Source organism: Butyrivibrio sp. AC2005, assembly GCF_000424145.1.
Classification (GTDB): Bacteria; Bacillota; Clostridia; order Lachnospirales; family Lachnospiraceae; genus Butyrivibrio.
Genome location: NZ_KE384138.1, coordinates 395968 through 409638, shown reverse-complemented (window position 1 = coordinate 409638; position 13671 = coordinate 395968). Strand labels below are relative to the sequence as shown.

General features: G+C 43.3%; 8 protein-coding genes. 7 read left to right on the top strand and 1 reads right to left on the bottom strand.

What is annotated here, in order from left to right; genetic code table 11:
• Nucleotides 1-9 precede the first annotated feature (9 nt).
• Together G602_RS0121845 and G602_RS29515 are read left to right on the top strand one after the other, a co-directional pair.
• The gene (locus G602_RS0121845; protein WP_026660922.1) at nt 10-1188 is read left to right on the top strand and encodes an acetyl-CoA C-acetyltransferase; all 1179 of its coding nucleotides are present in this window, start codon (nt 10-12) and stop codon (nt 1186-1188) included.
• Nucleotides 1189-1280: 92 nt separating this feature from the next.
• Nucleotides 1281-1895 carry a hypothetical protein gene (locus G602_RS29515; protein WP_049945403.1) on the top strand — a complete coding sequence of 205 codons (615 nt, stop codon included), beginning with the start codon at nt 1281-1283 and terminating at the stop codon, nt 1893-1895.
• Between the two features lie 512 nt (nt 1896-2407).
• On the opposite strand, the gene G602_RS0121835 is transcribed toward G602_RS29515, so the two are convergent.
• Nucleotides 2408-3010 (bottom strand): TetR/AcrR family transcriptional regulator, encoded by a 603-nt coding sequence (locus G602_RS0121835; RefSeq protein WP_026660921.1) that lies wholly within the window; start codon nt 3008-3010, stop codon nt 2408-2410.
• A gap of 198 nt (nt 3011-3208) precedes the next feature.
• Here G602_RS0121835 and G602_RS0121830 point away from each other — a divergent pair, with 198 nt between their 5' ends.
• The 5 genes from G602_RS0121830 to G602_RS27995 all read left to right on the top strand — a co-directional run bounded on the left by G602_RS0121830 (nt 3209) and on the right by G602_RS27995 (nt 13652).
• Complete coding sequence (locus tag G602_RS0121830) at nt 3209-5335, top strand: efflux RND transporter permease subunit (protein WP_026660920.1); 2127 nt, start codon at nt 3209-3211, stop codon at nt 5333-5335.
• 108 nt (nt 5336-5443) lie between these two features.
• Nucleotides 5444-8974, top strand: a complete 3531-nt coding sequence (locus tag G602_RS29510) for a hypothetical protein (protein ID WP_196808750.1) — start codon at nt 5444-5446, stop codon at nt 8972-8974.
• 541 nt (nt 8975-9515) lie between these two features.
• Nucleotides 9516-10385 (top strand): ROK family protein, encoded by an 870-nt coding sequence (locus G602_RS0121815; protein WP_026660918.1) that lies wholly within the window; start codon nt 9516-9518, stop codon nt 10383-10385.
• 79 nt (nt 10386-10464) lie between these two features.
• Complete coding sequence (locus tag G602_RS0121810; RefSeq protein WP_026660917.1) at nt 10465-11832, top strand: replication-associated recombination protein A; 1368 nt, start codon at nt 10465-10467, stop codon at nt 11830-11832.
• Between the two features lie 119 nt (nt 11833-11951).
• Nucleotides 11952-13652: a DUF5722 domain-containing protein gene (locus tag G602_RS27995; protein ID WP_155830025.1), complete on the top strand. Its 1701-nt coding sequence runs from the start codon at nt 11952-11954 to the stop codon at nt 13650-13652.
• The last annotated feature ends 19 nt before the right edge of the window (nt 13653-13671 follow it).

Below are 13671 nucleotides of genomic sequence, written 5' to 3'. Positions count from 1 at the left end.
AAGAAAGGCATGGCACGTAAAGTAGTTTTGGCAGGAGCTTGTAGAACCGCAATCGGTGTTATGGGAGGTGCATTAAAGGACATCTCAGCTCCGGATCTTGGAACAATTGTTATTAAGGAAGCATTAAAGCGCTCAGGTGTTAAGCCGGAGCAGGTTGATGAAGTATATATGGGCTGCGTAATTCAGGCTGGTACAGGCCAGAACGTAGCTCGCCAGGCTGCAGTTAATGCAGGAATTCCGGTTGAGGTACCTGCTACAACAATTAACGTTCTTTGCGGATCAGGTCTTCACTGTGTAAACCTTGCTGCAAAGCTTATCTCAATGGGTGATGCTGACATCATCGTTGCAGGTGGTACAGAGAACATGTCCCGTGCACCTTACGCACTTCAGAATGCGAGATTTGGTTATCGTATGAATAATGGTGAGCTTATTGATACCATGATCAAGGATGCTCTTACAGATGCATTCGGCGGATTCCATATGGGTATCACAGCTGAGAATATTTGTGAGCAGTGGGGACTTACAAGAGAAGAGCTTGATGAGTTTGCTGCAAACAGCCAGCAGAAGTGCGAGAAAGCACAGGCTAACGGTGTATTCGATGAGGAAATTGTTCCCGTTGAGATTAAGACCAAGAAGGAGACAATTCTTTTTGCTAAGGATGAAGGTCCCAGACCCGGTGTAACAAAGGAAAACATTTCAAAGCTTCGCCCCGCATTTAAGAAGGATGGTATGGTAACAGCAGCTAACTCTTCAGGTATCAATGACGGCGCTGCAGCTATCGTGGTCATGAGTGAAGAGAAAGCTAAGGAGCTTGGCATTAAGCCTATGGCTACATGGATTGCAGGTGAGCTTGCAGGTGTTGAGCCTCGTATCATGGGTATCGGTCCTGTTGCTGCAACCAAGAAGACTATGGCTAAGGCCGGCTATCAGATTTCAGACTTTGACCTTATCGAAGCAAACGAAGCTTTTGCAGCTCAGTCAGTTGCAGTAGGTAAGGAGCTTGGATTTGATCTTAATAAGCTTAATGTAAATGGTGGTGCTATTGCTCTCGGACACCCGGTAGGATGCTCAGGCTGTCGTATTCTTGTAACTCTCCTTTATGAGATGCAAAGACGTGATGCAAAGAAGGGTCTTGCAACCCTTTGCGTAGGCGGCGGAATGGGTGCTGCTGCAATTGTAGAAAGGTAATCACTTAGCGAGGTTCCTCACGAGCTTAGTGTACTACCTTGTTCTGGCGAGGGCTTGCCCGAGAGCAGAACTTCCTTATGAAAGGGTAATTGATGAACGTTAACCTTGGAAAAGGCTTCGGCCCGCTTGATTTTGATGAGAACGGAAAAATGTTTTCTATTTTTCCTGAAGACTTACCCTATATTGATGATGACTTCGACGGGGACGGCGCAGATTTTACAGTCTATGTTGATGCCGAACTTGTAGAAGCTGTCTGCAATGCAGGGCTTGATTTTGATGAGTTTCTAAAGGCTGATGAAGAAGAACGGGCGGACATGCTAAAAGCCGTGGGACTCGACCCTGATGATTATGAGCTGGACTTCGACAGAGACGTCAGAGATCGCCTTGAAGCTGAAGGATACTTCGATTCTGAATACGAGTACGATGACCTTGAAGATGCTGATGAAGATGATGAGTATGACTTCGAGGAAGACGATGACCAAGACGAAGATGACGAGGATGAAGACGATGAGGATGATTCCGGTGATGACTTCGACGAGGACGATGAAGAGTATTTCGGTGACGAAGATGATGAAGACTTCGGGGATGAAGATGACGACGAAGACTTCGGTGATGATGGCTTTGATGAAGATGACTTTGGCTCGGGCTTTGATCACGGACCGAAGGGCAATCCCGGAGGCGACGAGTTCTTTGGAAATCTGAGGTGAATATTTAATAAAATAGGATTAGCAATAGGGTACCCGTGTTCTATGGAATATGGGTACCTTTTATATTCAAATTAAGAAAGTAAAAAAGAATTTATAAATAAAATATAAAAAAATACTTGCGAATGATGTTAGCATATGCTAATATGTCTTTGTTAGCAAAAGCTAACCTAAATAAGAGCAGGTAATGCCAATACTTGTTCGGGGTTACCAATTTGACTAACACATGACATACATAGTCATAAGAAATCTCCTACCTGAAAAACCCCGCGTCTTGCCAACGTGGGGTTTTCTTTAGTAGAGCACTTAGCGAGGTATTTCACGAGCTTAGTGCGAACAACTTCTGGACACTTAACGAGGTATTCCACGAGTTTAGTGTAGCAGAAGTTTCCTTATAGAGGCACTTAGCGAGGTATTTCACGAGCTTAGTGCGAACAACTTCTGGACACTTAACGAGGTATTCCACGAGTTTAGTGTAGCAGAAGTTTCCTTATAGAGCACTTAGCGAGGTGTAGTTATTTTATCTCGTACTCTTTCATAATGCCTCGCACAGCATATTCAAGTTCGGGTAGCAGATCATCAAGAGGCTGAGGCTGCTTGTAGACTATGGAACTGTAGCCTGCTGAGCTGACCATTTCTACAATAAGAAACATCATTAGCTCTGGATTACGATATTTGACATCAGATTCCTCGAACATCTTCGTTATGATCTGTAGGAAGTCTGTCTCAGAGTCATCTGTGTTTGTAGTCATGGCTTCTTTAAAAAGAGCCCAGCTGAGATCCTTGTATATAAGAGAGAGTAGCATAGGATTCTCAGCAAGGTGCATAAGAATATGCTTCATCATAAAGATAATCTTATCTTCAACAGTGTGAAGATCTTCCTTTAGAAGCTCTTCGTAAGCAATAGCAAAGAGCTGATTTGATTTACGCGCAATCAAACGGTTCCTTATATCATATTTATCTTTGAAATACAGATAAAAGGTTCCCTTCGCAACACCGGCTTTCTTAACGATGTCGGATATTGACGTCTGATTGATCCCCTGCGAAGTGAACAATTCAAAGGAGGTGTTCAGCAAAGAATCCAGTTTCAGTTTTTTATTTTCATCCCATTTTCCCATAACTTTATCCTAACACATAACTTAAATGATTTACATATGTTGAGAAAAGGCTCGAGAAATCATTGCCTTTTTCTCATTTTTGACCAATTGCAAAATTTTATGAATACAAAAAACTTGACCGATGGTCATTTTTAGAGTATAACATAAAATATAAAAAGTGACCAATGGTCATAAATAAATTTTTGTGAGGAAAAGGTTATGAAATTTTTGTCAAAGGCAATAGTAAAATCCAGGTTCATAATACTGATTGCCAGCATCGCACTGATGATACCGTGCCTTGCAGGAATGGCAGCAACGAGAGTTAATTATGACATTCTTTCGTATCTGCCCGGTGAGATTGAGACCATGAAGGGGCAGGACATCCTGATGGATCAGTTTGGAACCGGAGCGTATTCTCTTTTCGTTGTTGAAGGGATGGCGGATAAAGATATCGCCGATCTGAAATCAAAAATTGAGACAGTGGAGCATGTAAAAAAGGTACTATGGTATGACACCTTTATGGATTACACCATACCGAAGGAGATGCTTCCTGATGAAATAACACAGGCGCTTGGAACAGGGGACACACAGCTGATGTTCATCATATTTGATGACACAACTTCAAGCGACGGCACCATGGAAGCCATAACCAATATAAGGAAGATTGCTAATGAAAAGTGCTTCCTTTCAGGAATGGCAGCAATCGTTCTTGATACCAAGAACCTTACGGAAAAAGAAACTCCTATATATGTAGGAATGGCAGTCCTTCTTGCGACAATAGTTCTTTCACTTACCATGGACTCCTACCTGATACCGTTCTTCTTCCTTATGAGTATCGGAATTGCAATTATGTTTAACATGGGAACGAACATCTTCCTTGGAGAGATTTCATTCCTAACAAAATCGCTGAGTGCAGTTCTTCAGCTGGGTGTTACACTGGATTATTCAATTTTCCTGTGGCACAGCTACCAGGAGGAGCTTGAGAAGACCGGAAGAGAAGATAAGAAGAATGCGATGGCAAATGCCATAGGCGCAACCTTCCAGTCAGTTATCGGATCATCAATCACAACAATTGCAGGTTTCGTAGCACTTTGCTTTATGAGCTTTACCATCGGACTTGACCTGGGAATTGTTATGGCGAAGGGTGTTATCTTCGGTGTTGTTGCATGCGTAACAATTCTTCCTTCAATGATTCTGATATTTGATAACGTCATTGAAAAGACAAAGCACAAGCCTATAATGCCTGAGTTTGTAAAGACTCCCAGATGGATTTCGAAACGGGCAATAATATTCGGAGTGATTTTCATATGTATGCTTCCTCCGGCAATCTGGGGCTACAGACACGCAGCAGTATATTATGATCTGTCTGAGACACTTCCCGAAAAGCTTTCCAGCAGACAGGCCATGATAGAGCTTGAGAAAAATTTTGAGACAAACACAACCTATATGATACTTGCTGATGCAAATCTTGATACAGCGACAATGCAGGGAATGATAAGTGAGCTTAAGAGCGTAGACGGAGTTGACGGAGTGCTCGGTGTGGATGCACTGGTTGGCCCGACTTTTCCGAAGGACATGATTCCCGATGAGATTCGCAAGGAGCTTTCAAGTGATGAGTACCAGATGCTGATGCTTACAAGCCAGTATAAGACAGCATCAGATGAGGTTAATGCTCAGATAGATGAAGTTAATGCAATAGCTAAAAGGTACAGTCCCACAGCTATGGTCGTCGGAGAGGCGCCATGTACAAAGGACCTGATCACAATAACAGATAAGGATTTTAAGACGGTAAGTATAGTTTCAATTGGATGCGTTTTCCTTATCATTGCACTGGTAATGAAATCAATATCGCTTCCTTTCATACTGGTTGCGGTTATTGAGTTTGCGATTTTCATTAACATGGGAATCCCCGGATTTACGGGAACGGTTATTCCTTTCATATCTTCAGTTGTTATCGGTACAATTCAGCTCGGAGCAACAGTTGATTATGCGATTCTGATGACAACACGTTATTGCAAGGAGAGAAAAGAAGGCCAAAGTAAAAAGCAGGCAACGCGAATTGCACTTTCAACCAGTATGAAATCAGTAATAGTAAGTGCGCTAAGCTTCTTCGCCGCAACCTTTGGTGTAGGACTTGTATCCAGCGTTGACATGATCGGATCACTTTGCTTCCTTATGGCAAGAGGTGCACTTGTAAGTATGGCAGTTGTTATACTTGTTCTTCCTTCCATGTACATGATTTTCGATGGTCTTATCATCAGAACCACATGGGGAATGCGCGATTGTATAAGGATGGATAAAGATAGAAAAAATGCCAAGGTGGCTTCCATAAAACATGCAGTATAAGAAGTTTATAAATCATTTTTAGTAGTAACTAAGAATAGCAACCCCTGCCTTCTCCTTGGGGAGAAGGTGTCCGAAGGACGGATGAGGGGAAAGAAAAGAGGAAATGGTATGTATAAGAAAAACTTACTCAAAGCTACATCAGTTTTAACAGCATTTGCACTTGCGTGCTCATCAATGACAGGATGTGGACTTTTCAATAAAAATGAAGATACAGCTCAGGCTCAGGATATCACTGAGGAAAATCCCGAAGCTGAGTCACTGGTTGAGACAATGACACAGGCTGCCTTCACAGGTAACAGAGAAAACTCAGACAGCGGAAAAGAAGAGACTGTTTACGTTATGACAGATGCCAACGGTGCTGTTGATGAAGTAGTTGTCAGCAACTGGTTAAAAAATGCAAATGGCGATAAGACAATAACCGATAAGACAAACCTCAAAGATATCGTAAATGTTAAGGGCAATGAATCCTATAAGGATAACGGTGACGGAACAGTTACATGGGATGCAGAAGGCTCTGATATCTACTATCAGGGAACACCTACTGAAGAAGTTCCTGTTGGCGTAAAGGTTACCTACGAGCTTGACGGAAAAGAGATGAAGGCAGAGGATATCGCAGGTAAGAGCGGTAACGTCAAGATCAGATTTGATTATACCAACAGTCTGAAAAGAGAAGTTGAAGTTGATGGTGAAAAGGAAAATGTTGAGGTGCCTTTCACCATGATTTCAGGAACAATGCTCGACAGTGATAAGTTTGCAAATGTTCATGTTTCAAACGGTAAGGTTATATCAGATGCCAACAACTACGTAGTAGTAGGAGTGGCTCTTCCGGGGCTTAAGGAGTCTCTTGATATTGATGAAGAGAAGCTCGATGAAAAACTGGAAGAGAACAATATAAATAAAGAGGATATCGAGATTCCTGATTATGTTGAGATCACAGCGGATGTTAAGGATTTCGAACTTCCTATGACAATCTCAATGGCAAGTGCAAATACTGTTTCAGATCTTGGACTTAACAAGATTTATGATTCAGATAAACTTGATGATGCTAATGAGGATATGGATAAGCTTGCAGATGCTTCAACAAAGCTTCGTGACGGATCAGGCGAGCTTGCAGATGGAACTCAGAAATTTGAGGATGGAACATCAGAATTATATGACGGAACTTCACAGCTTAAGGATGGCACCGGTGAGCTTAAGGATGGAACAAAAGAATTAAAGGATGGTACAGGACAGCTTAAGGATGGTGCTTCTCAGTTAAAGGATGGTTCAGGACAGCTCAAGGATGGTACAGGAGAGCTTGATACAGGTGCAGGACAGCTTAAGGATGGTGCTTCAACACTCAGCACTGGAATAGGCAAATATACTGATGGTGTAGGTGAAGTTGCAAAGGGTGCAAAGACTCTTGACGACGGAGTTAAAAAGCTTTCCGAGGGTGCAACAACTTTCACAGGTGGAGTAACAACAGCAAAGGATGGTGCCAAGAGCGTATCTGAGGGTGCAGCCCAGCTTAGCACAGGTATCGATACTGCAGCAAATACAGTCAAGCAGCAGATGGAGGCATGCAAATCAGCATCAGAGACTTTTTATAATGAGTTCGCAGAAGTAATTAAGTATGCTGCTGCAAATGCGGGAGCATCAAATACCGGCGCTGTAAAAGGTGCAATGCCCGCAAGTACAGCTGCAAATCTGAATACTATGCTGCAGCAGGCATCCGAGAAGCTTGCAGGTCTGTATACTATGGATACTGTAAGCGGACTTCAGGTTGTATCAGTTGATACTCCTGTTATTGTTGAAAATAAAAACACTGATGATACTAAGAAGGAAGAGTCTTCAAAGAACAAGAAGACAGAAGATGCTACAGGTTCTCAGACAACTCAGAATGATAATGCTCAGGCAACTGAAAATACTCAGAATGACAACACACCGGGTGAAGATAATAATGCGGGCGAGGATCAGTCATCACAGGATAGTCAGCAGGTAGCACCTGAGGAAAATCAGAATGATCAGCAGACAGCATCTGAGGAAAATCAGGATGATCAGCAGGCAGCACCTGAGGAAAATCAGGATGATCAGCAGGTAGCACCTGAGGAAAGCCAGAATGATCAGCAGGCAACACCTGAGGAAAATCAGGATGATCAGCAGGCAACACCTGAGGTAAATCAGGATGATCAGCAGGCAACACCTGAGGAAAGCCAGAATGATCAGCAGGCAGTTTCTGAGGAAAATCAGACTGCGCAGCAGGAAGATCAGAATACTCAGCAGGGGTCTGACGACACACAGAGCTCAGAGGAGACATCTGCAGATAATCAGGAGGACAGTATAAACAATGCTGTAACACTTGGATCTCAGGACGAGAGTTCTGTAGATGGCAGTTTTGATGAGTATGCCAGCGATGCAGACTGGGCATATATAGAGAAAAATACAGGAATCTCACATGCTCAGTGGACACAGATGTACAGCGTTGCAAAGGCATCTATTGAAAGCCAGGCCGATCAGGAAGCATTCGCTTCAAGCCTTAAGACAGCCTGTGATCAGATAAAGTCTGAAATGAATGATGGCGATAAGAGTGCAAAAAATGCTCAGGATGCATATACAGAAGCAATGACCTATAAGGCAAAAGCTGAATCAGAGGCAGTAGAGGCACAGTCACTTGGTGCTAAGGCACAGGAAGCTGCAGCTGCAGCAGAACAGGCAGCAGCTGCAGATGATATGGATACAGCATTAAGCAAAAAGCAGGAGGCTGAGTCACTGGCAGGAAAGGCAAAGCAGATAGGTGCTACTGCTCAGGGCGATGGAGCTCTGGCACAGGAGAAGGGCCAGGAAGCTTTGGATGAGAAAAATAAAGCTGTAGAGCATTACACAAAAGCAGTTACAATGGTTGCCGATGCACTTGTACAGACAAAGAATGCTACTCAGTACGCAACTACTATTTACATGACTTACAGAACACTTGCTTCATCTGCCGGAACACTGGATGCTCTTTATAATGGAACAGGTAACGGCGGACTTAAGGATATTCAGGATGGTGCTTCCAGGCTTGCTACAGGCGCTAATTCACTCTACGATGGAATGAAGAAGCTTGATGAAGGTGGTACAACACTTTCAAGTGGTATCAGTACACTGAAGGAAGGTTCAGGCAAGCTGAATAAGGGCGTACAAAAGCTTGATTCAAACAGCAGTGATCTTAAAGAAGGCGGATCAAAGCTTGCAGATGGTGCAGCCAAGCTTGCAGAAGGTACAACAAAGCTTAAGGATGGTGCCGGAAAGCTCGATGAAGGAGTAGGTAAGCTTTATGATGGTACAGTTTCTCTGGATGATGGTGCCGGAAAACTTGATGAAGGAGCAGGAAAGCTTGATGATGGTGCAGGAGAGCTTAAAGATGGTGCACAGAAGCTTAAGGACGGTGCGGTAGAGCTTAACGATGGTGCAAGAAAGCTTGCTGACGGAATGGTAGAGTTCGATGAAGATGGTATCCAGAAGATAACAGGTATCGTTGATGATGATCTTCTTTCCGTAACTGACCGACTTAAGGCAGTTGACGAAGCATCACAGAGCTACACATCATTCTCAGGTGCAAACGATGATGAACCCAGCTCCGTACAATTCATTATTCGCACAGCTCCTGTAAAGGCTGAGTAAGGACGGACGCCCACACAAATAAAACACCCCGATATATATATTCATTTCCAACCTCGTTACGCTTCGCGTATAATCGGTTGGATCTGAACATATATATCGGGGCTTATTTATTTATGCGGGCTGTTTTTCGCTACAGGCAGCCTTTTTCGGTGTTATGCGTGGGTCAAGGAGGAATTTTCTAAAATTATACAAAAAATGGATGCCTCATCTCGTGGTCACTCGGGACAATCGGCATCCATTTTTGCATAATTCTGAAAATTATCTCCTCGTCCGAGAACTGCATATTTCCGATACCCCTATACCGGGCAAGCTGCTGTTTTATTTAATGAGTCAGTCTTTTCGGTGTTATGCGTGGGTCAAGGAGGAAGGAGGATTCTTGATGTTATGCGTGGGTCAAGGAGGAAGGAGGATTCTTGATGCTGTGCGTGGGTCAAGGAGGAAGAAACATAAAGTTACTTAAATTTGTGTCTTGATTTTTCTTCCCTATGTTTTATTGTAGAAGAAGAGCAAAAAAAATAAATAAAATATATTGGAGGACATTATGTTATACGGAGCACTTGAAGCAGGCGGAACCAAGATGGTTTGCGCTATCGGTAATGAAAATGGCGAAATATTAGAGCAGGTAAAATTTCCTACAGAGACACCTGAAACAACAATGCCACAGATATTTGATTATTTTAAACAGAAGGATATCAAAGCTCTTGGTATAGCTTGCTTTGGACCTATTGATTTAAGAAAAGAATCCCCGACCTACGGAAGCATCACTTCCACACCTAAGAAGGGATGGTCAGGATACAATATCGTTAATGCTGCGAAGGAAGCTCTTGGTATTCCGATCGGTTTTGATACAGATGTAAACGGATCACTTCTCGGTGAAGTAACCTGGGGTTGTGCAAAGGGACTTTCAGATGCTTTGTACCTTACAATAGGAACCGGCGTTGGCGGCGGTGTAATGTCAAACGGAAAGCTTCTTCACGGAATGCTTCATCCTGAGGTTGGCCATATCCGTCTTCCTTTAGTTAAAGGAGATCCCGGAAAAAGCGTATGCCCTTATCATGATAACTGTCTTGAAGGTCTCGCAGCAGGTCCTTCACTTAAGGCACGCTGGGGAGTAAGTGCAGATCAGCTTGTGGATAAAAAGGAAGTATGGGAAATCGAAAGTGAATATATTGCAACAGCACTTATGAGCTATGCACTTATCTTAAGTCCCAAGAAGATTATTCTTGGCGGCGGAGTAATGCACCAGGAGCAGCTTTTCCCTATGATCAGAGCTAAGTTCAAGGAGCTTGTGAACGGCTACATAATAACTGATGAGATGGAGCACCTTGATGATTATATCGTTCCTGCAAGTCTCAATGATGACCAGGGTATTATGGGCGCAATCAAGCTTGCTATGGATGCCTGTGAATAATATTTTCAGATTCCGGCTTTCTTATGAGGAGCAAGAATCTATGGCATATTTTGCCTTATTATTGTAGAATATACGCACTATGGATTTATTTGAATATGCACGTGAAAAAAGCATGAAAAGTGAGTCTCCGCTTGCCGCAAGGATGCGTCCCAAAACACTTGATGAGGTGGTTGGGCAGCAGCACATCATTGGTAAGGACAAGCTCCTTTATCGTGCAATAAAGGCTGACAAGATCAGCTCTATAATACTATATGGACCTCCCGGAACCGGTAAAACAACGCTGGCTAAGGTTATTGCCAATACCACAAAGGCCGATTTTATGCAGCTTAATGCGACTGTCGCAGGGAAAAAGGATATGGAGGAGGTTGTTGCCAAGGCAAAACAGAACCTTGGAGGTTACGGAAGAAAGACCATTCTTTTTATAGATGAGATACATCGCTTCAATAAGGGACAGCAGGATTATCTGCTTCCCTTTGTTGAGGATGGAACGGTTATACTTATCGGAGCGACTACGGAGAATCCGTATTTTGAGGTTAACGGAGCTCTTATTTCCAGGTCTGTTATTTTTGAATTGCAGCCACTTTCCACGGAGGATGTTAAGACTCTGATGCGGAGAGCTATTACAGACACAGTGAATGGAATGGGTTCTTATGACGCGGTATTGGAGCCTGATGCGGAGGAATTCCTGGCAGACATAGCAGGCGGTGACGCAAGGCATGCACTCAATGCCATAGAGCTTGGCGTTATGACAACTGACAGAAGCAGCGATGGTAAGATTCACATCACACGAGAGGTTGCGGAGGAGTGTATACAGAAGCGTGTTGCCAGGTATGACAAGGATGGCGATAACCATTACGATACGATTTCCGCTTTTATAAAAAGTATGAGAGGCTCAGATCCGGATGCGGCAGTTTACTATCTTGCCAGAATGCTTAACGCCGGGGAGGACCCCAAATTTATTGCAAGAAGAATGGTTATCTGTGCCTCAGAGGATGTGGGTAATGCTGATCCACAGGCGCTTCAGGTGGCAGTAGCGGCTTTTCTTGCAACTGAGCGAATCGGAATGCCGGAGTGTCAGATCAATCTCTCACAGGCAGCCAGTTACATCGCGACAGCGCCTAAGAGCAACGCAGCAGTGGAGGCAATTTTCAGTGCTATGGATACAGTGAAAAATACAGGCAATCTGCCTATTCCTACGCATCTTCAGGATGCACATTACAAGTCCGCTTCAAAGCTTGGGCACGGAATAGGATATAAATATGCTCATGACTATCCGAATAATTATGTTGAGCAGCAGTATCTTCCATATGAATTAAACGGGAAGGAATTCTACAGCCCTTCGGGTAACGGTTATGAAGTTAAGATAAAGGAGCATATGAAGTTTCTTAAGGAACAGGCCAAATCACAACAGAAGGAACAGACAAAGGATAATAAGCAGGAGGATTAGGTATTAATTCTTTACTGAAAAAAATAAAAAAATTCTTTAAGACTTTAAAATATATATTATCCACACAGAACAAAATTATCAGCATTGTCTTTAGCGTAGTGACACTGCTGGCTTTTGCTGTGGCTGTGTGTAGTGTGTCCGGAGTTTTTACGAGACATGAAAAGAAGAATAATGTGGTGCAGGAGGTAGCACCTGTTGAGCATAAGGAAGATAAGCCGAAGGAAAAGAGCTACCTCGATGAAGCTGCGCTAAAGGCCATTACGGATTCAGGAGACAGGGTAAAGAAGGCTCTGGATGAGAGACCTGCGACGGTTGAAATCCCGGACGATCAGCTCTCTGAATATGTCAGTCTTGATGGTTGTACAATCGGTGAAAACGGAGAAGTAGAGGTTACAGCTTCAGCTGAGGCACTTCCGACCTCTGATGATAAATACTACTACCTATTCGATGCAGCGACCTATGAGGATGGCTTTAATACTGAGGCAGAGCCTATTTCGAAGACCTACAAGAATACTGAAATAAAGCTTACTGCGGCTCTTCACAAGGGAGAAGCACAGTCAAGATTGTATAGAAAGTTTGTTGTAGCTGTTAAGAAGGATGACACCTTTAAGACGGTATCCAATTCAAGCTATATCACAAATCCCGAGGCACTTGCGTCCTATAATTATGGCGGGATGCAGCAGAGCTCCAAGAAGGGACTTTTGATTGACCCTTCAAGATTACATGAAGTAGAGGATCTGGGAGTAAATTATGCGACCTATAATATCCCGCTTAACAGATTGCTTGTCACTGGAGGTGAGGGGTCTATTGCTTATACTTATAACGGAGTGACCTATTATTTTAACGGAAGAATTATTCAGGAATATGACTACCTTTTTACAAATCTGAATTCCAAGGGAGTGGACATTGCCGCAATTATTTTAAATGACGTATCGCCATCCACTTTCCCTGAGGTGACTCACCCTGATGCAAGAGGCGGATCGACTGCACCGTACTATATGTTTAATGCTACTGATGAAGCAGGTGTTAACGCTATTGCTGCAATTACTTCATTCCTTGCACAGAGATATTCGGATTCGGGTCACGGAAGTGTTGCTATGTGGATTATAGGTAACGAGGTTAATGCCAGAAAAGAGTGGAACTATATGGCGCAGACCGATCTTGGGACCTATACGGCAGCTTATGCAAGGGCATTCAGAGTTATTTACAATGCAATAAAAAGTACTAATGCCAGCGCTTATGTGTACATTTCACTGGATCAGCAATGGGACAGGAATATGAAGAACAATCCTGACTATGACGGCAGAGATTTGCTTGATACTTTTGCTGCAACGCTAAGGAATTACGGTGATATTAACTGGGGACTTGCACAGCATCCTTATACGGTTCCGCTTACCGATGTGGCTTTTTGGAACGGGCACAAGCTGGTGTCCAATTCAGCTGACACTTCTTTTATTACGATGAAAAATATAAATGTCCTCACTGATTATATGAATGGTGAAGCTATGCTTTACAATGGAAATGTCAGGTCGATCATATTAAGTGAGGTTGGTTATACCTCAACTCAGGGAGATACGCTGCAGGCCGCAGCAATTGCCTATGCCTACAGTAAGGTTGCTGCAAATAGCAGCTTACATGCCATCATGTTCTCAAGGCAGACTGACGCTCCGGAGGAGATTGCTCATGACGGACTTGCCATGGGACTTTGTACCACGGGTGGCGGACATAAATATTCCTACGATGTGTTTAAATACATGGACACGAACAAGAGAGAGGAGTATATTTCCTTTGCGAGGTCCATTGTAGGAGTGGATTTTTAATGCTTTTACCGGATCTGAA

Coding starts and splice junctions, on each gene's coding strand:
- G602_RS0121845 (WP_026660922.1), top strand. CDS start 10: ATGGCACGTAAAGTAGTTTTGGCAGGAGCTTGTAGAACCGCAATCGGT.
- G602_RS29515 (WP_049945403.1), top strand. CDS start 1,281: ATGAACGTTAACCTTGGAAAAGGCTTCGGCCCGCTTGATTTTGATGAG.
- G602_RS0121835 (WP_026660921.1), bottom strand. CDS start 3,010: ATGGGAAAATGGGATGAAAATAAAAAACTGAAACTGGATTCTTTGCTG.
- G602_RS0121830 (WP_026660920.1), top strand. CDS start 3,209: ATGAAATTTTTGTCAAAGGCAATAGTAAAATCCAGGTTCATAATACTG.
- G602_RS29510 (WP_196808750.1), top strand. CDS start 5,444: ATGTATAAGAAAAACTTACTCAAAGCTACATCAGTTTTAACAGCATTT.
- G602_RS0121815 (WP_026660918.1), top strand. CDS start 9,516: ATGTTATACGGAGCACTTGAAGCAGGCGGAACCAAGATGGTTTGCGCT.
- G602_RS0121810 (WP_026660917.1), top strand. CDS start 10,465: ATGGATTTATTTGAATATGCACGTGAAAAAAGCATGAAAAGTGAGTCT.